The 19,823-nt window shown below is 44.3% G+C and carries 15 protein-coding genes and 1 tRNA gene; 8 read left to right on the top strand and 8 right to left on the bottom strand.

The window, feature by feature from the left end; genetic code table 11:
• The first annotated feature begins 4 nt into the window (after window positions 1-4).
• From KI659_RS04260 to KI659_RS04280, 5 genes are all read left to right on the top strand, one after another.
• Window positions 5-709: a tetratricopeptide repeat protein gene (locus KI659_RS04260; protein ID WP_213944085.1), complete on the top strand. Its 705-nt coding sequence runs from the start codon at window positions 5-7 to the stop codon at window positions 707-709.
• 89 nt (window positions 710-798) lie between these two features.
• Entirely contained in the window at window positions 799-2,118 is a 1,320-nt protein-coding gene (locus KI659_RS04265) for a M24 family metallopeptidase (RefSeq protein WP_213944086.1), read from the top strand.
• 232 nt (window positions 2,119-2,350) lie between these two features.
• Window positions 2,351-4,720: a TonB-dependent receptor gene (locus KI659_RS04270; RefSeq protein ID WP_246535277.1), complete on the top strand. Its 2,370-nt coding sequence runs from the start codon at window positions 2,351-2,353 to the stop codon at window positions 4,718-4,720.
• Window positions 4,721-4,835: 115 nt separating this feature from the next.
• Window positions 4,836-5,756, top strand: a complete 921-nt coding sequence (locus tag KI659_RS04275; protein ID WP_246535278.1) for a DUF4625 domain-containing protein — start codon at window positions 4,836-4,838, stop codon at window positions 5,754-5,756.
• 132 nt (window positions 5,757-5,888) lie between these two features.
• On the top strand, window positions 5,889-7,214 hold the full coding sequence (locus tag KI659_RS04280) for a DEAD/DEAH box helicase (protein WP_213944087.1): 1,326 nt from the start codon (window positions 5,889-5,891) through the stop codon (window positions 7,212-7,214).
• A 3-nt stretch (window positions 7,215-7,217) separates the two neighbouring features.
• Here the strand turns inward: KI659_RS04280 and KI659_RS04285 are convergent, their stop codons facing one another.
• Both KI659_RS04285 and KI659_RS04290 read right to left on the bottom strand, forming a co-directional pair.
• Window positions 7,218-8,333, bottom strand: a complete 1,116-nt coding sequence (locus tag KI659_RS04285) for a site-2 protease family protein (RefSeq protein ID WP_213944088.1) — start codon at window positions 8,331-8,333, stop codon at window positions 7,218-7,220.
• Entirely contained in the window at window positions 8,326-8,958 is a 633-nt protein-coding gene (locus tag KI659_RS04290; protein WP_213944089.1) for an HAD family hydrolase, read from the bottom strand. Before KI659_RS04290 ends, KI659_RS04285 begins: the two co-directional genes overlap by 8 nt.
• 189 nt (window positions 8,959-9,147) lie before the next feature.
• Here KI659_RS04290 and KI659_RS04295 point away from each other — a divergent pair.
• Together KI659_RS04295 and KI659_RS04300 are read left to right on the top strand one after the other, a co-directional pair.
• Window positions 9,148-9,221, top strand: a tRNA-Ile gene (locus tag KI659_RS04295).
• A gap of 45 nt (window positions 9,222-9,266) precedes the next feature.
• On the top strand, window positions 9,267-9,566 hold the full coding sequence (locus KI659_RS04300; RefSeq protein WP_213944090.1) for a GIY-YIG nuclease family protein: 300 nt from the start codon (window positions 9,267-9,269) through the stop codon (window positions 9,564-9,566).
• A 446-nt stretch (window positions 9,567-10,012) separates the two neighbouring features.
• On the opposite strand, the gene KI659_RS04305 is transcribed toward KI659_RS04300, so the two are convergent.
• From KI659_RS04305 to KI659_RS04330, 6 genes are all read right to left on the bottom strand, one after another.
• The gene (locus KI659_RS04305; RefSeq protein WP_213944091.1) at window positions 10,013-10,321 is read right to left on the bottom strand and encodes a rhodanese-like domain-containing protein; all 309 of its coding nucleotides are present in this window, start codon (window positions 10,319-10,321) and stop codon (window positions 10,013-10,015) included.
• Between the two features lie 2 nt (window positions 10,322-10,323).
• Window positions 10,324-12,165 carry a T9SS type A sorting domain-containing protein gene (locus KI659_RS04310; RefSeq protein ID WP_213944092.1) on the bottom strand — a complete coding sequence of 614 codons (1,842 nt, stop codon included), beginning with the start codon at window positions 12,163-12,165 and terminating at the stop codon, window positions 10,324-10,326.
• Window positions 12,166-12,361: 196 nt separating this feature from the next.
• Entirely contained in the window at window positions 12,362-13,129 is a 768-nt protein-coding gene (locus KI659_RS04315; RefSeq protein ID WP_213944093.1) for a PASTA domain-containing protein, read from the bottom strand.
• Window positions 13,130-13,243: 114 nt separating this feature from the next.
• On the bottom strand, window positions 13,244-16,315 hold the full coding sequence (locus KI659_RS04320) for a M43 family zinc metalloprotease (RefSeq protein WP_213944094.1): 3,072 nt from the start codon (window positions 16,313-16,315) through the stop codon (window positions 13,244-13,246).
• A gap of 24 nt (window positions 16,316-16,339) precedes the next feature.
• Window positions 16,340-16,588 (bottom strand): NifU family protein, encoded by a 249-nt coding sequence (locus KI659_RS04325; protein WP_213944095.1) that lies wholly within the window; start codon window positions 16,586-16,588, stop codon window positions 16,340-16,342.
• Window positions 16,589-16,592: 4 nt separating this feature from the next.
• Entirely contained in the window at window positions 16,593-17,687 is a 1,095-nt protein-coding gene (locus tag KI659_RS04330) for an Mrp/NBP35 family ATP-binding protein (protein WP_213944096.1), read from the bottom strand.
• A gap of 155 nt (window positions 17,688-17,842) precedes the next feature.
• On the opposite strand from KI659_RS04330, the gene dnaG reads away from it, so the two are divergent.
• Window positions 17,843-19,777, top strand: a complete 1,935-nt coding sequence (gene dnaG, locus KI659_RS04335; RefSeq protein ID WP_213944097.1) for a DNA primase — start codon at window positions 17,843-17,845, stop codon at window positions 19,775-19,777.
• Window positions 19,778-19,823 lie beyond the last annotated feature (46 nt).

Consider the following 19,823-nt stretch of genomic DNA (forward strand, 5'->3'; position numbering starts at 1 on the left):
GAGTATGACCCAGAAGTTTAAAATCTTAACCTTAGTATTGGCCCTTTGCAGTGCCAATCTTTTTGCACAAGACCAACAGGTGGATCCCAAGGACACCAATAAAGTGAAAAATGAAGCCGATCAGCGGATTTACCAAATGGCTTTGAGATACAACGATGTGGATGTAGCCAAATCCAAACTGTATGACCTGATTGCCAGAAATCCCAACAATGCCCGCTATGCAGAGATGTTGGCGACTATGTACTTTGAAATGGACCAATATGCTTCGGCAGCCTTGGTTTCCATGGATATTTTGGAGGCCAACAGCAAGAATGTAGCAGCTTTGGAAATTGCTGCCTATTCCCTTGAGCAACTGGGAGCTTTGGACAGGGCATTGGGACATTTTGAGTCATTGTACCTTTTGTCAGATGACATCTTTAGCCTTTATAAAGCCGCTAATCTTCAGTTTAGCTTGAAAAAGTATGATGAGGCCTTAAATTCTCTAAACATGCTAACCAAAAACAAAAAGGCGGATGAGGAGAAGTTGGCTTTCCCAACCAAAGACAATTCCCAGCAGGAGATCTCCATGAAAGCGGCAGCCTACAATCTTAAAGGGTTGATCTATAAAGAAAAGGGCAGTAGCACAGATGCCAAAGAGGCGTTTAATCAAGCCTTGACCTTCTCGCCTGATTTTGAGGTGGCGAAAGAGAATATTGCTGAATTAAATTAAACCATTACAGGATATTTATAAAGGAGCTCTCGGGCTCCTTTTTTTATTTTTCAATTTTAACCTATTTTAGAGAGCCAAACATTATATATATGAGATTTCTGAAATTTACCACTTGCCTGATTCTTATCCTTAGCACGTTTCAATTTTCTTTTGCCCAAGGAAACAACAATCCTTTTGAAGAAGAAAACCCCTGGCCGGAAATCAGGAAGCAGCGTATTGCTGAACTACTGCCCTCTGCCATGAAAGCGGCCGAGGTGGACGCCTGGGTGGTAGTTTGCCGGGAAAACAATAACGACCCCATTGCGGCGCATGTAGGGGGAGAAAATGCAGGTGGAACCGCCGTGTTTTTATTTTATCAGGATGGTGGCAAAGTGACCTCCAAAGTATTTTCCCCCATAGGAGAGGCCACCGCATTGGCAGATTTGAAGATCCATGATGAGGTGATCCCCATCGGAAGAACAGAATCCGCCATGTCTGCGGCGGCGTCTTATATTAAAGACAGAGGGTTCAAGACTGTTGCCGTGAACAGCTCCAAAGATAACGAAATGGCCGATGGGCTCAGCTATACGCAAAGGAAGGCTTTTGAGCAAGAGTTGGGAGAATTGGCTTCCATACTGGTGTCCTCAGAAGGCTTGATATACGAATGGCTTAGCGTCAAACTGCCTCAGGAGGTTGAGATAATGAGAAAAGCTGCCCAACTAACAGCCGACTGGCAAGTGGAAGCTTATGAGCAGGTGGTGCCTGGAAAAAGTACCGATGCGGATATTGCCAAGTTTTTGAAAAACAAGATTGCTGAATTCGGTTTCAAAGATGGCTGGCATCCAGATCAGAACCCCAATGTAAATTCGGGACCCGACCGCGGACATTCCCATGCCACCGACAAGGTGATTATGCCTGGTGATGTTATCCAAATTGATTTCGGGATTAGAGTTCACGATATGTGGGTGACAGATATTCAGAGATTTGCTTATGTATTGAGAGAAGGGGAGACCACAGCCCCGGATTCCGTGCTTCAATATTGGGAAAACAGCAAGCAGGGATCAAGGATAGCTTTGGCTGCCATGAGGCCAGGATCGACGGGATATGAGGTAGATAAAGCCCAGCGGGAATTTATGAAGGAGAAAGGATCCGAGTATGTGATGTGGAGCACTGGCCACCCTGTAGGCTATGTAGCCCATGATGTGGGTCCTAACCTTGGCGGTGCGCAATTAGATGAACCTAGGCCATCTTCTTTAAAAGAGCTCAAGGAAGGGATGACATTCGCATTTGATGGTTTCTTTACCTGGAAATTGCCCGATGGAAACGAAAAGACTATGTCGGTAGAGGAAATGGCGGTAATTACAGCTGATGGCGCTGAATATTTAATAGAGCCTCAGGAGGAGTTGATTTTAATTCCCAATAGGAATTGATTTCTCATTTAATTTAAAACAAAAGATCAGCTATCTATAGTTGATCTTTTGTTTTATCATAATTTTCTTTTAAAATTGCTTTGGAGGCAAATTCCAAATCCCATTTACCCCATCCAAACCTGATTATTATCATTAAAATAAACTTTTAAAGTTCTTCAACTTTCTTCATTGATTCATGGAACTGAAATGCATACTTTTGTAGTTGAAACACTGTTGCAAATAACTGGAGAACTTGAAAACTTTATTTCTTTATATACCCATTTTCTTTCTTAGCCTAATTCACGTGTCTGGTCAGACCAAGACTTTTTCTGTTTCTGGCACAATTGTAAACGATGCAGGAGAGGGGCTGCCTGCCCAGGTAGTCGTCCATGAATTACAGAAAGGTGTAATGGCGGACCTTGACGGAGAGTTTGAAATCAGCAGGTTGCGCAGAGGCAGTTATCACCTGCACATCACCATGATGGGGTATCAATCTGCTTCCCAAACCATCATCGTAAAAGACGAAGATCTCGCGGATCTGCACATTGTAATGAAGGAGTCCACCTTCAATCTGGAAGAGCTTACGATTGAGGCCAATCCTTTTAAAAATGGGCCTTTGGAGCATAGCCAAACCATTGAAGTAGTGGATCGGGCATATTTGGAAAAGAACAATGCAGGGACTTTTGCCAATGCTTTGGAAAAGCTTCCCGGTATCACCACCATCAATACCGGGGTGGGGATAAGTAAGCCCGTGATTCGTGGCTTAAGTTTTAACCGGATTATGGTCAATGACCGCGGAATCAAGCAGGAAGGTCAACAGTGGGGTGCAGACCACGGACTTGAAATCGATCCATTTGACGTGGATAGGGTAGAGGTGATCAAAGGTCCAGGGTCGTTAATCTATGGCTCTGACGGGATGGCCGGAGTGATCAATATTTCCCCAGCCCCACTTCCATCGCCCGGAACCATCAATGCCGATGTGATGTCCACTTACCGGTCCAATAATAACATGTGGGGAAATACGGTGTCTGTTGAGGGCAATGAAAATGATTTTGTTTTCAAGGGAAGGTTTACGATGCAGGATTATGAGGATTATAGAGTTCCTACTGATCGATTTACCTATGCAGGGTTTGTACTGCCTGTTCATGGTGGTAGGCTTAAAAATACTGCCGGGCAAGAAAGGCACTTCAGCGTTACTGGGGGGCTTCGAAAAGAGTGGGGCCACTCTACGGTTACAGTCAGTCGTTTTTCTCAGCTGGCTGGGATCTTTCCAGGAGCTGTGGGAATCCCAAATTCCTATAACCTTCAGCATAGGGGCGACCACACGGATATTGAGCTCCCCAATCAAAATAATTCCCACCTTAAAGTCATTTCAAATACGAAATACCTTTTGGGAAAAAATTGGCTGGAATTGGACTTGGGGTATCAAAAGAACAACAGAGAGGAACATTCACTTCCCCATACCCATGGAATTGGCCCGACCCCTTCTGGCACAATGGCCTTGGGGCTAAACCTGGATACTTATACGGCCAACTTGAGATACAATACTTCTCAGTCGGAAACCCATCAGCATATTTATGGCTTCCAGTTTCAGCATATGAGAAACCAGAAGGATGGTTTTGAATTTCTTCTTCCAGACTTTACCACTACGCAGGGTGGCGTATTTTATTTTCATGAAATGACCTACAGCCCAAGCTTAATTCTCAACGCAGGTATAAGAGTTGATGGTGCTGTCCATGATATTCAGGAGCATTTACAGCCCATTTATAGACGACAGGAAGCCACAGGAGAGTTTGACCAGAGAAACCCTGACATCAACAGGTCCATGTACAATGCTAGTGGTGGTACTGGTCTTTCATGGATTATCAATGACTCGAATAACCTGAAAGTAAACCTTGGGACAAGTTATAGGATACCCACAGCTATAGAATTGGCTTCCAATGGCGTCCATCATGGGAACTTTCGACACGAGATAGGGAATGCGGATTTGGAGAGCGAAAGAAGTTATCAAATCGATCTTAATTATACCTATAGAAAGAAGAACTTCTATGTCGGAATCAGTCCGTATTTTAGTTTTTACGACAATTTTATCTACCTAGCTCCAACAGGTTTGTTTTCACCCCTGCCTGCATCAAGCATGATGTGGGAATACCGTCAAAATGATTCCTACTTTTTAGGGGCTGAACTGAAAACTGAATTTGCCATTTTGCCAAGCTTGAGGATATCCACAGCCTTGGAGTATGTCTACAATCAAAATCTTGATACAGGTCTTCCATTGCCTTTGACACCACCATTCTCGGCTCTAACGCGACTGGAATATTCATTAGGTAATATTGGTAGGAGGATAGAAAACTTCTACGTATTCGGTGAAGTCCGAAATGTGGCAACACAAGATCGAGTTGATAGAAATGAACGAATTACGGAAGGTTACACGTTGTTTGAATCCGGAATAGGAATGGATTTTAGATTTGGTAATCAATTGGTTAAGCTTAACGTGTCAGGTCAGAACCTCACGGATGCGTATTACTTCAACCATTTGAGTAGGTATAGGTTACTTAACTTGCCGGAGCAGGGTAGGAATATCAATTTCAGTATCAAAGTGCCCGTTCAAATAAGAAAATAGCCGTTAGTTCTATTCATAAGTAAAATTTAAATGCAAACGTGTTGCAATTAACTGATGTTTGTCTTATTATTGCAATGTGATTGCAAATACAACTAACTTACAAAATACAAATACCATGATTAAAAAGTACCTTTTATTGTCAGCGATGGCAGGTGTGGTTTTTTTCAGCTGTAACACAGATGATGATACACCTAGAGATATGGATGCGCCGGTAATCTCCACTGCAGAGGGGCGAGATGAAATAAGACCTAGACAAGGTGAAAGAATGGCCGCCACCAATGATCACATGCACGTGCGTTTTAGCGTGTCGGATCCTTCAGGCATTCAACAAGTGAGAATTGATGTGCATTCTGGTTTTGATGGTCATACCCATGGAAGAGTTGCTCAGGGCTTTGAGCCTTTGACTGTTTCAAGAAGAATTGATTTGAATGGTGCTACTTTTTATAACCAGGATGGTCATGACACAGATATCTATTGGGAAGGCGAAAACTCTGAAATTGACGGAACTGTATTAGCGGGTCCTTACCACTTTGGAATTGACGCAACTGATATTCATGGAAACGTGACTAGCTATGCGGATAACAACAACTATTCTTCAACTTTCTATCTTGAAAGACCATATGCGCCAGATATGCAGATTACCAATTTGGATGGTAACGAACTTGATGGAGAGCCAGGTGAAGCACTAGATGTTCAGGGTACGGTTCATAGAAGAGATCATCAATTAAGCTCTGATATTACTTTCCTTTGGGTTAGATTGGTAGAAGAGGATGATCATGATGATGACGACCATGGCCATGGTGAAGATGTTTATGAGCGTATGTGGGGACAGTCTACTTGGAGACAGCATAGCAACGGTAACTGGTATGGTGGAGCTGATTTGCCATCAGGTGCCTCTATCAACCTTGCAGAAGCTTTGGCTGGTGATAATGCGATAATATTGCCTTCAGGCGACCGTCATTATGAATTGATCATATGGGCTGAAGACTCCAATGGCAACGTGACCAGAAGAGCTTACGAAGTTCATGCACATTAAGAGTTAAGGTTTAATGAAATTGAAAAAGCCATCCGGATAGGATGGCTTTTTTTGTGCCTGCTTGGAGCGAGTGTGGCTGGAAATTAGAAGAGCATCCTGCAAAAGACCTCAGAATCTGATTACCTTTGTAGAATGGAAGACAACTTGCAGGAAGCTCAAAGCAAATACCTCAACAATCTCGGCATTGAAAAATTGAATGAAATGCAGGGGGCTTTTATCAAAAAAGCAAATAACGGAAACAACCTGATGCTCTTGGCGCCGACTGGGTCAGGCAAAACACTTGCTTTTCTACTCCCCTTAATTCATCAGCTCAAGTCAGATGTCAAAGGCATTCAGGCTCTCATCATAGCGCCTTCCAGAGAACTGACCTTGCAGATTGAACAGGTCTTTCGAGCCATGAAGACTTCATTTAAAGTGAGTAGCTGTTATGGAGGCCATGGCTTTAAGATTGAGCAAAACAGCCTTCAAGAAAATCCCGCGCTGGTGATCGGAACCCCTGGCAGGCTACAAGATCATGTTATTCGGGGATCATTTAATACAGATTCGATAAGCATTGTGGTGCTGGATGAATTTGATAAATCCTTACAATTGGGTTTTCACGAACAGTTAAAAACGATTTTCCATGCCTTAAATGGAGAGCAACAGCACCTGCTTACTTCGGCCACCAGATTGGATAAATGGCCCGAGTTTTTGACTTTTTCCTATCCTGAGACGGTAAGCTTTCTAAGGCAAGAAGCCTACTCTAGGCTGAAGTTGGGAGTGGTCCATACGGATAGCATTGAAAAAGCTCAGACCTTGATGAAACTGGTAGCAAGATTTAAAAACGAGGTTTGCTTGGTTTTTTGCAATCACCGGGATGCGGTAGAGCGGATTAGTTTGCTTTTGAATGACCATGATTTTGCACATGGTACCCTTCATGGCGGAATGGAGCAAATAGACCGTGAAAAGAACCTGATCAAGTTTCGTGGAGGGGCCTGCAATGTTCTTGTCGCCACAGATCTGGCTGCTAGAGGCTTGGATATTCCTGAAATCAAGCATGTGGTGCATTATCAATTGCCCCCTAAGGAGGATGCCTTTATTCACCGTAACGGGCGAACGGCAAGAATGCATGCCGAAGGTCAGGCCTACCTGGTTTTGGCCCATGATGAATCGCTGCCTGATTATATGGAAGGTTCTGTGGAGGATATCAGCATTGATAACCATATCGAGTTGCCTGCACCACCTGATTTTGTTTCCGTTTACATCTCTGCAGGGAAGAAAAACAAGATAAGCAAAGGTGACATACTTGGCTTGTTGACCAAAAAGGGAGGACTCAGCAGTGCTGATATTGGTTTGATTACTGTGTTGGACTTTTCCTCCTACGTTTCGGTCAAAAGGGAAAAGGTCACCAGACTATTGGCAAAGGTTAAGCATGAAAAGCTTAAAAAACAGAAAGTGAAAATGGAGGAAGCTAATTAGCAGCTACTCTATTTCAAGCATAAATGGGGCAGGCGTAAAGCATAGAATAAATATTAGCACAGCAGCCCATCCGATCAGTTTTTGCTTTTGAGAAAGTGGCCTGTTGTCCTTGACGGAGGGGTGTTCGATTCCCAGCACCCTTCCCAAGATGAAAGCAAAAAACAGCCATCCACTATAACCTATTGTTTCAGGATTGATAAAAACTATCAAATACTGGATAGCTACGATTCCCAAGGTAAGCATCCACTTTGTTTGGTTGGCCATACTTGTTTTTCGGAGACAGATGTAGATAAAGCCTATATAAAGGGGCAGGGCAAACATCAGATAGTTTGGATCATCGAAGGGGCTTACCATTCCTAATCCAGCGTAAAATATGAATAGGCAATAGGCCGTAATGGTGATGATTTTATGATGTTTCGGAAAAAGCCCAAACACCACGTGTCCTCCGTCCAACTGGCCAATTGGCAATAAGTTTAAAGCAGTAAAGAAAAGGGTAAGGAAGCCAGCGAATAAATATGGATAATGCATCACCTCGTCCATGGTAGGCATTTTGGCGGGATCGGCCAGCATTTTTTCCATTCCATAAAAGAGTAAATTATAGCCAAAGGTTACCTTCATCAAATCCCCCTCAGATTCCTCTGCTTGATTAGCTTCCAAATACTCGGGATGTATTTCATAAATGTAATCGGCCTCAGGAAGATTGGTGAAACCATAGGCCAGTAGACCAACAGCGACTACAAAGCCAGCAATAGGTCCTGCCACACCAATATCGAAGAATTTTTTCCGGCTAGATATTACATCTTGGATTTTGATAACGGCCCCAAAGGTCCCGATGGATGGGGCTCCAATAAACCCCAGCCAGCCTGGAATAAAATAGGGCAGGGTAGACTTTACCTTATGGTGAATGGAGGTAAATAGGTGTCCCAATTCATGAATTAGCAGAATTCCAATAAATGGAATAGAAAAATGAAGGGATTTCAGAAAATACTCCCAGGTCAAGGGAGATTCACTGGAAAGTACCGATCTACCGTAAAGCCACTCTGCACCAGCCAAGGTGGTAGCTACAAGCGTTAGAAGAAATAATAAGGTGTGTTTAAAATAGTCCTTTCTGCTATACATTATTTTTAAAATAGCCCATCCAAGCATTGGGATGGTCAACATGATACGTTCTTAAACCGGCTTTCTCTGCAGCTTTCAGGTTGTCTTCCAAGTCATCAAAGAAAAGACAACGATGTGGCTCTGAGTTGAGCTGCTTGATCACTTCATGATAAATAGCCGGGTCTGGTTTTTTGTAGCCCATTTCATAGCTCAAAAACAACCTGTCGAAGATACTTGAAAAACTATGGACACCACAATCTCTCAGCAAGATTTCCTCCACTTTTTTGAAGTGGATAGAATTGGTGTTGCTCAACATGCAGATTTTATAGGTAGACTTTAATTTTCGTAGCATATCTATTCTTTCTTGAGGGATTCTTACCAAAAGAGAATTCCACATTTCATCGATCAATTGGTCTTCCCATTTCTTGGAAAAAGCTTTTCTCACTGAATCCCGGAACTCCAAATCGGCGATCCTACCAGTTTCAAAATCAGCATGAATCTGTGACTTAAAAAAATCTTCAGCTAATCCATGCTCGGTATCTTGAAGGTTTTGTTTTAACAAATTGACAGTAAGAGGGATATCAATATCAATGATCACATTGCCCAGATCAAATATCAAAAAATCCACTTCAGGTAATTTTTTCATGCTACAAATTGTTGTTAATTTCGATTCAAATATGTAACATTGCAGTCCCAAAAGCAAGGTTTTTATGACCTTGATCTGGGACTATAGCTCTCCCGAAAGCTTTCGGGAGGTTAGAGCTTCTGACTCCCCCGATGTTCCGATAGCTATCGGGAGGGCAGGAGGTCCAGAAGAAAAGATATTATTAATTTAGGGCCTATAGCTCAGTTGGTTAGAGCTTCTGACTCATAATCAGGAGGTCCCTGGTTCGAGCCCAGGTGGGCCCACAAGCCGCTTAAGAGATTAAGCGGCTTTTTTTTATATATTGTAGTATGAAAACTTTTTTATATATACTCCACTCGCAGCAGCTCAATAGATTTTATACTGGCATTACAACTCTGGAAGTCGAAGAGAGGTTAGAAAACCATCTAGCCAAAAAGTATAGCCCATTAAATTATACCCAAAAGGCCAATGATTGGGAAGTCTTTTTTCATTTGGTGTGCGAGGATTATTCCCAGGCGCGAAAAATCGAAAACCACATAAAAAGAATGAAATCATATAAATACATTCAAAACCTGAAACTCTATCCGGATATCAGTATTAAACTATTGAAAAAATACCAAAGCTTTTGACCCGCTACTAGGGTAGTAATTGATACTGTCGTTAGAGCTTCTGACTCTCCCGAAGGTTTTCGGGACAGGAGGTCCCTGGTTCGCCATGTCCCGTTACTTGCTATCGGGAAGCCCAGGTGGGCCCACAAGCCGCTTAAGAGATTAAGCGGCTTTTTTTTGCATTAGAGATTGAAAAAAATGGTAAGAAGAAAACTCCGTGTTACTCTACGCAGAACTCCGTGCCCCTTTTTCTTCCGCAATGTTTTATTCGGTCTCCGGTCCTTCATCCTTACATCAAAAAAAGCTGCNGCATTAGAGATTGAAAAAAATGGTAAGAAGAAAACTCCGTGTTACTCTACGCAGAACTCCGTGCCCCTTTTTCTTCCGCAATGTTTTATTCGGTCTCCGGTCCTTCATCCTTACATCAAAAAAAGCTGCCTCAAATAGAGACAGCCTCAAATCTGTTTTTATCCTTGCCCTTCAAGCTCTCGGTAGGCCATAATACCACCGATTAGGTTGCGGACTTTCGAGAAGCCTTTGGTCTGCAAAAACTTCTTGGCATTGTCGCTTCTTGCCCCTGAGCGGCAGTGGACCACCAATTCCTTATTTTTATATTCATCGATCTCCGAAAGTTGGTGTGGCAGCTGGCTCAAGGGGATATTTAAAGCCCCTAAGTTGTCTTCTTCATATTCCCACTCTTCCCTCACATCCACAAAGCCAAATTCTTCCTTCTTTTCTAATCTTTCCTTAAGTTCCTGTACGTTGATATCTTCCATAGTTATTTCACTAAAATTCGTATTGAGGTTGGTTTCTGGTTCACATTTGTGCGTATCAAATATACGCCTTTTTGTTTGCCTATAAAATCCAAAACTTTACCGTTCTCGGTTTCGCTCATGTTCACCTGGATTTGGCGGCCAAAGGAATCATAAACTGTCACTTCACCAGTTGCTCCCTCCAAAACCAATCTTTCGGTCACCGGATTGGGATAGGCTCTCAACTTAACTTCAAGGGGTGCCTCAACTGTTTCTTCCGGGGCATCCTGGGTGAGGTGGGGGCGCAACAGCAGCGAGCCTTCCACTATCTGGTTCTGTGCCCAAGCACCTGTCACGTTGTAGAAGATTTCCTCTCCGCTGTCGTTGGTCTTATCCAATCCTACATGAATAAAGTCGTTGGTGAATTGCCTATAACCGACATAAAATTCCCCTTGAACTCTAAGCAGGGTGTCCAATGGGAAAAAGCTGATTTCTCTCAAGGATTCTTTTTGAGGGATGGTTCTTTCCCTTGCGTAAATTGGATCCTGATCTAGTGAATTCCAAACAAGGATTTCAATGGGGCTGCCGATCTGGACAAAATTTGTGAAATTGATACTTAATCCATTTACATAAGCCTCTTCCTCGATTTCATATCTTACGGCAAGCATACCCGCACGCTGGTTTATCCCAGCGGCATAATCGATTGAATTGTTGTCATAGGCAAAATAATCCCTCAAGGGGATGGTTTGCCGGATGGTGTCATTCACACGAAAATCTACTTGTCTTTGAAACACGGTATCCTGCCCGCTTATACTATTGATTAAATAGTTGTCACCTGTGGTAAGGTATATTACCGCCTCAAGGTCTATGCCCTCCGTGAGATCGGCGTCCAGTTCATCAAAAGGATTGCTAATGAAATCTCTTCTTTCACGGCTCAGGGGAACTGGATTGAAGGGTGTATCGGAATTGATGTTTTGTATTATGGCACCAGTCTCGGCATTTCTCAATTGCACGGTATATTCCATGGCCCTAAAGCGGTTGTCAAGGTTGTGAAATTGGCTGGCCACAATTCCTGAATAAAGTTCTGGGTGCGCTTGGTATTCAAAATACGGTATGGCCGTATAGCGTCCTAGAGGGGAGGAGGGGAGTTTGGTAAGGGCCCTGTCGGGAAAGTGTGTGTTGGATGGATTTCTGCCAGTGTTTAGAAAAACGTAATCCACTATCCAGGAGTCAAACGGGCCAGATAGCCGGCCTCGGTTTTGAAATTTGAATCTAAAGTTGTCATGGACAAATTCAGCTGGTATTTGAACAAAAACCTGAGTAAAAATTTCTCTTTTGGAAAGGTCCCCGCCAGGCATTTCCCACACCATTTGCCAATTACCGAGGGTGTCCATGAGATGGACTTCGAGGAAGTCATCTCCATCAGGAAATTCTGCTTTGCCGCCTGCCTGGTAAGAAAAACTTAAATAAAGGGATGAAATCTGCTCTGAAGTAAGACCTGAGAGGTTAAATGGCCAAGAAGAGAGCTGGTCTCCTAACCCTTGTTCACGCATCCTGGTGGAGTAGGGAGCGCCTCTCTCATCCGTTCCATCGAGAATTACACCGCCCTGTGTGACCGGATTGATCCCCACGGAGCGGGAGACTACAGTGCCGCTGTTTTCCCATTTGGCCGTGTCTAGAATGCCTGTGGAAAAGTCATCCCAAAAAGGCAGGGTTAATGTTTCTTGCTGGAGTCTTTGGCCTACAGATGGGGAACTTGCCTTCTTATGGGACACAGGAAGTTGCTGTAGCTGTGCTTTAATATTTTCAGGAATGAAAAATAAAAAAGTACAGCACAACCAAAAACCTATGTTGCCCAGTTTTCTCATGTAAGTACGCGGTGTTTAGATTACCGGCTATAATTTTAATAAGTATATCCGCAATAGAGCCAGTTATAAAATCAATTACTTAATCCAAGCTTAACGCTAACAGTGCCCGCTTCTTCGGTTCTGCCTTTGCTGAGCAGGCAGGTTTCGGTCTTCCGTTCAGTCTATCAAAGAAACAATGGGAGGATAATCATAAACCTTAATTATATTCCTCCATTTCAGAAATCCAAAGGTCAATGATCTCACCTGTTTTGGCATTTATGCCTGCTGGGGGAGACTGCTGTACGATGGTGCCTTTAGGCACCGTATCGGTTTCCACAAAGGCGATACGCCCCATTCTTAGCCCCGAGCCAATGATCAAGAATTCAGCGTCGGTTTCGTCCATTCCCAAAAGATCAGGAACCTGCAAGGTCTGCTTGCCCAAACCATCACCTACCACCAAGTCAATTTGTGAGCCTTTGCTGATTTCAAAGCCTTCCTTGATTGGCCTTCCTCTATATTTTTGCTCCAATACAGAATTAAGGGCAATGTCTGGAACATATACGATCTCCCCCCTCACCAGACCATGGTTGGCCAGGATTTCCTGGGCGTTTTTAAGTGGGGTATTCACCAAATTAGGCATCTTAATCAAAGGCGCATTCTTGGCGTTTAAGGTGATGTAGATTTTTCTGTCCTTTTTAACTTTGGACCCAGCTCTGGGATACTGCTTTAGAACTGCCAAGGGTTTTGCTTCAGCCATAAACCCACTGTCTGGTGTGATTTCATAGCGTAGGTCTTTGCTTGAAATGAGGTTTTGAAGTTCTTCATAGGCATATCCCTGAAGGTCAGGCACCGTGACCGTTTCTCCGTGATTGGTATAGCTAGGAAGATACACCCTAAAGAAAATGATCAATAGTATAAATAAAGCCCCGAATATAAGTAAGGTATGTAATCCTAATTTCTTTAATGCTGCTTTTAAAGTACTCATTTTATAATGTTATGAAGCGGTAAATTTATACCTATTTAATGGAATTTCCATTTACTATATGAATAATACGCAGTAGCCACTGTTCAAGTATAGATCTTGAGTTAAAAAATCTATTTACTGAATAAGTAGCCTCTTTGTGTCTGTGATGGATTGGCTTCTGATTTTCACGATAAATACACCTTTGGAAAACATTTGCGTACTGAATGTATAGGTCTGATTAAGCGTGTTGGGATAGTCTACATCATGAAGGACCATGCCTGATAGGTTTAGAATCTGAATATTAACATCCTCAAATTCATCAAAGTTAAAACCTATGCTAAACACATCCACAGCTGGATTTGGGTACATCACAGAGGTGCCTTGCTCAGGAATTACCGGTTCCGGTGTGTTGGTGAAGAACAGCTCCATGTTATCCACGTAAACCGGGGCAGTTGTGGATGTAGCCTGGTCCACTACAAATGCCACCCTCACGTTGTCGTTTCCACTTCCTGCAAATGCAGAAAGATCCACAAACTCTCTTCTCCAATCTTCTGGGCTGTTAGGATTGACACCCCCTGAGCTCTCTATCGAGGCGATTTCCGCACCCACTTGGGAAAGCACCTCGTTGTAGGTGGTCCCTCCGTCATTGGTGACCAGCACCCTGAAGCGGGCATTTCCGCCTTGGTGGCTGTGGGCCTTGTCAAAGAACACGCTAGCCGCGCCAGTCCTGCTCAAATCAAATTTTGGCGAAGCCAGCCAATAACTGTTCCCCTCTACCATTGAGCTCAGTTCCATCACCCTCTCCGGGCCGTTGCCAGTAGAAAGACTGAAGAATCTCCATGTGCCCAAGTTGTTTTCTGGATTGATTACAACCCAGGGCGCAAGTGGTCCCTGATTAAAGTCTTTTCTCCAAGGAGCACGTACGGTGTCAGGGGACTGAACAATGAACCTGGTTAATCTTGAGGTATTCCCTTCATTTTGGTCAAAGTTCGGCCTGCTGATTTCAAGATTCAGACGGTTTGTTCCATTGCCGAAATTGCTTGCAGGGAGGTTTATCTGGGCAGTTTCTCCTGCCGGCACTGCTTCACCTTGCGCTATGAAACTTTGCACACCCCCATTGTTGACCTGGCGGGAAAGGATAAAGGAAGAAATGGGGAGGTTACCTATGTTGGAAACTTCCAACACCTGGTTCTCCTGACTGCCATCGATCACTGGCCCTGGGCTGAGCAATCTATTTAGCCTTAAATTGTATTCAAACTCCTCAGTAGAAGTGATGCTGATGTTTTTAACATAAATATTGTTGCCATATCCGTTCAAGCTCACAAAGGCTATTCTGACATTGGGTTCACCCTCATATGCGCTTAGGTTGAGGATTTCTTTTCTAAACTGATCTTCAGAGTTGGGAACAAACTCATTTTGATCTGGGTCAGTGGTCTGTAGTTCGACACCTTCTTTCCGGTAGGGTGCGTTAAACAAGTCAAAGGTATTGCCACAATCCGTCGAAACAGCGATCCATAGCCTGTCCTCAAGTCCTTCCTGGGGATATGGGGCATAGGCCAAATCAAATGTCATTTGGGCACTCGGGGTATTGCTTAGATCTATGGGTGGAGAGATGAAGAAATCCTGAGCGCCAATTCTTTCATACTCAAAGCTTCTTATGAAAACCACTTCTTGACTTACTCCACTGATATTGAGAACCCTTGACTCCCATGTGAAGCCGCTGTCATCATTTCTCACTGTCCAAGTAGACTCAAAGTCACCAGGCGAATACGTATAAGGCAAAGGCAAGCCATCCTGTAAAATCGGTTCACTGGATACGAGGTTGGTGCTGGCATTGACATCCGCATCCTGGGCATTGATTTCAATAATTTCTAATTCAAATGTATTATCACTTGATTCATTCAAATCCACAGGATTGAAAGTAAGGGTCGCCCGATCCCCTGTTGGGAGGTTGGTGCTTACGGTTTGTCTGTAGGTTGCGCCACCATTTACCCTTACTTCCACTCTCACGGAGGTGATGGTGGTCTCGCCCACATTTTGAACTTCAATTTGTGGGTTGAGGGGAGTTTCACAGATAAAGTTGCTGGGCTGGATCAGCCTTCTGATCACGAGGCTGAAGGAAGGCAGGTCAGCTGGAGGCGTGGTGGCTCGGTTGTTAACCAGGCTTACACGTCTTGGGCTATTAGCCAATACCACCCACATTCTCTCCACCTGTCCTTGGGTGAAAAGATTCATGCAGCGATCTGGAGTGTAATCCATGTAATTTTGGATCATATCTCTAGAGTCGCAGGTAAATATCTCTGCAGTGGTACAGCTGGTATTGGCCCGCTGCTGGTTGGGGGTGTCGGCTACAAAATCATCCACATCACAGCCATTTGTCCCTCCTGGAGGATCCCCCCAGATGTGTCTCAAACCCAAAAAGTGCCCCACTTCGTGCGTGAGAGTACGTCCTCTTGCTGTACCCAAGGCATTTCCACCTTCACCGAAATACCGGTAATCCACAGTCACGCCATCCAACTCTCTGGTAGTGGGAGGGAAATTTAGGCCAGGGAGGTCGGAAATCGGAAAGGAAGCATAGCCAATGTTGGGGGCGGAAAGTCTCACCACCCAAATGTTAAGATATTCCTCTGGTGGCCAAAGGGCCAAGCTGGAAATCAAACTAGCGTCCTGAGGGGCATAGCTCTCCGCTGGTCCCTGTACCCGGTTAATGCCTGTGGTAGGCAGCCCGTCTGGATCTTCCTGAGCCAAGACAAACTCAATTCTGGAATCTGCCGCCACTCCTTGGAATTCAGCGGGAGTATCTCCTGCATCAGGGTTTGTCCTGCGGAAATCTTCATTTAAGGATCTGATTTGAGCTTCAATCTGTGATCTGGGTATGTTGGCTCCATCACCTACGGCAGTCCCGTCGTGAATCACATGGATTACTACCGGGATGGTTCTTATGTCATCTTGGGCAGTTCTTAGCTGTGGGGCTTCTTTAAGTTTTTTTAACTCACCCTGCATCCAGGTTTCAAAATATTCCTGGCTGCCATAGATGCCCATGGACTCGGTCTGCTTTTGTTCAATAAAAGTGGCAGCACATTTCTCATCGTGCTGGTGCAGGGGAGCGGTGTTTAGTATTTGCTGGGAATGACCGTGAAAGACTAAAAATAAAAACAAAAAGGATAAGACCAATCTCATCCTAAAAATCAGTAATATCCTTTTCATTTAAGAATCATTAAATAATCGCAATTAAGCCACAGTGATATTTATGGCTTCCACACGCTTGATCTCAGGGATTGCCCTCTTAACGGCTTCTTCCACCCCCGCTTTCAATGTCATGGTGGACATCGGGCAGCTGCTGCAGGCGCCAGTAAGCTCAAGCTGCAGGACCATATCCTCGCTCAACCCCACTACCTTCACATTGCCTCCATCTGCTTCCAGATAAGGTCGTATACTGTCCAAAGCCCCTTCTATTTTTTCCTTTAACTCTACTTGCATTTCATTATGCTTTAACCTGTACAATTTCTGTTTTACTTCCTTCGGCGTTTCTGATGGCCACTTGGCGGGCAAGATTCTCTGCCAAAGCTTGGAATGCCACTTGGGTTACGCCTTCCTTAAAAACGGCCGGGTAACCACTATCCCCACTTTCCCTGATACTCTGCACGATTGGGATCTCTCCTAAAAATGGAACATCAAATTTAGCGGAAAGTTTTTGTCCTCCTTCTTTTCCAAATAGGTAATATTTGTTGTCAGGCAATTCTTCCGGTGTAAAATACGCCATATTTTCGACAACACCCAATATTGGAACCTTTATTTGTGGCTGTTGAAACATTGTCAAACCCTTGGTTGCGTCTGCTATGGCCACTTTTTGAGGGGTAGTCACTATGACGGCGCCTGTTACAGGGATAGTCTGCACCATAGTCAAATGAATGTCCGAGGTGCCCGGAGGAAGGTCAATCAATAGGTAATCCAGTTCTCCCCACTCCACGTCTGCAATGAATTGACGAAGGGCGGAACTGGCCATTGGGCCTCTCCATACCACCGCGCTATCGGCAGGGGTCAGGAAGCCAATTGACATCAACTTCACGCCATATTGCTCTATTGGGATAATGATGTTTTTGCCATTTTCCTGCTTTACGGCCGGCTGTTCACCTTCCACATTGAACATGGTAGGGAGGGAAGGGCCGGAAATGTCTGCGTCAATCAGGCCTACTTTGGCGCCTGTTTGAGCCAGGGCTACTGCTAAGTTAGACGAACAGGTTGATTTACCTACGCCGCCTTTACCGGAGGCAATGGCGATGATGTTTTTCACCTGCGGGATAAGCGGGGCATTGTCTCTGGCAGTGGTTACATTGGACGTCATGAAGATGTCCGTTTTCACCTCGGTACCAAATTCTTGTTCAATTGCCTCAATACAATTGTTCTTGATCAGCTCTTTCAGCGGGCATGCAGGAGTGGTAAGCACTACCTTGAAACTGATTTTGTTGTCTTGGATCTCCACTTCTTGGACCATTCCCAAAGTGACAAGATCCTTCTTTAAATCGGGGTCATCTACCGTTGATAGAGCCTTGAAAACGCGTTCTTTATTGATACTCATTCTTCTGCTAGCTTATTGGGTCGCAATTTACTTCTTATAAATGCTTTTTTAAAACTTAATAAGGAATAATCCTCGGTATTTGTTCCACATAGGCCAGTTTTGGGTTAAGCAATTTTGCTTATCTTTATGCCCTAATTCTTCGATTGAAATAGTTTATGTCCATAAGTCACAGCACCACAGAGAAAGTAAAGGAAAGAGCGGATATTGAGGATGTGGTAAATGATTATGTGCCCCTGAAGAAAAAGGGGCAAAACCTTTGGGCCTGCTGCCCTTTTCACAACGAAAAATCCCCATCTTTTTCCGTTTCCCCTGCCAAACAGATTTATAAGTGCTTTGGCTGTGGCAAAGCGGGCGACCCCATTCAGTTTGTGATGGATGTGGAAGGAATCGGTTTCAATGAAGCTATCCGCCACTTGGCCAAAAAATACGGGATTGAAATAGAGGAGGATAAAGCCACCACCCCTGAGGACATTCAGGCATTCAATGAGAGGGAAAGCCTTTATATTGCCCTCAATTTTGCTAAAAACCTTTTTGTGGAAAACCTGAAAAGTGACGAAGGCCGGTCCATTGGTTTAAGCTATTTTAAAGAAAGAGGATTTACTCAGGAGATAATCGAAAAGTTTGACCTGGGCTATGCCCTGGACAGCTGGGATCACATGCTCAAATCGGGCAAGAAAGCCGGTCACAGCGAAGAAATCCTCCTAAAGGCCGGGCTGGTCCTTCAAAAAGACGACGACAAAGCCAGGATATACGACCGGTTTAGAAACCGGGTGATTTTCACCATCCATAACCTTGGTGGGAAACCCATTGCCTTCGGCGCCCGGATTTTAACCCAAGATAAGAAGCAACCCAAATACATCAACTCTCCGGAGACGGAGGTTTACCATAAAAGTGATGTCCTTTATGGCCTCTTTCAGGCCAAGCAGGCAATGCGTCAGGCAGACAATTGCTACTTAGTAGAAGGATACACCGATGTGATCTCCCTTCACCTCGCCGGCATCCAAAATGTGGTGGCCTCATCTGGAACATCATTAACAGAGGGGCAGATCAAGCTCATCAAGCGGTTTACCGACAATGTGACTGTCCTCTATGATGGGGATGCGGCCGGTATCAAGGCCTCTCTGAGGGGGATAGATATGTTATTGGAAGGTGGACTCAATGTGAAAGCCGTTGTATTCCCTGACGGGGATGACCCGGATAGCTATTCCAGAAAAGTGGGCGGAGAAATATTTCAGGATTACCTGAAAAACAATGCCCGAGACTTCATCGAATTCAAAATTGACCTTTACGCCAAAGAGTCGGAAGGGGACCCCATCAAGCGGGCAGAAGTGATCAGGCAGGTGGTGCAGAGTATCTCCAAGATCCCTGATCCGATCATCAGGACGGTGTATGTGAAGGAATCCGGCCGCCTGCTCAGCATTGAGGAGGATATTGTATTGGCCGAGCTTAACAAAATCCTGCTCAAAGGTGAAAAAGACGCCGCTTTCAAGGCCCAAAGGGAACAGGAGGCCAATGCCGCTGATATTCCTTTTGAGGACCTGCTTCCGGTGGCCAAACCTGAAGTGCCCGCCAAGGAAATTCTGGCCGCCCAGGAAGGGGAAACCCTTAGGTTGCTGATATCCTATGGGTTTGAAAAAGTCAGCGATGACCTTCATGTCTGTGAATACCTGCTTCAGGAAATTGCCGATCTTAGTTTTGAAACGCCGGTTTATCAAAAAATTCTTGTCAGGTATAAGCAGGCTTTGGCCAAAGGGGAGCTGCCTACTGCCGAATATTTCCTCAACACCCCAGATGCCGAGGCCAAATCCATCATTGTGAACATGATTTCCCCTAAGCACGAACTGTCAGAGTCTTGGGAGAAAAAGCATCAGATCTTTACCGCCCGGGAAAGAGACAATCTTCCCAAGACCATCTATGATGGGGTACTCAGGTTGAAAAGAAATGTGCTCAAGAAAATGATAGACGAGACCAAGTTAAAAATCAAGACTGCGGGTGATGATGAGCTACTCGAATTGCTTGGCGTGTATCAGGAGCTCAAGAGGTACCAGGCAGAAATTGATAAGCATTTCGGGACCGTGATCTCAAATTAAACCAAACTAAAAATCGCTTTAGTCGGTTTTAGTGGATAAGAAGTGT

Origin of the sequence: Litoribacter ruber (assembly GCF_018449405.1) — a bacterium.
In the GTDB taxonomy this organism is placed as follows: domain Bacteria; phylum Bacteroidota; class Bacteroidia; order Cytophagales; family Cyclobacteriaceae; genus Litoribacter; species Litoribacter ruber.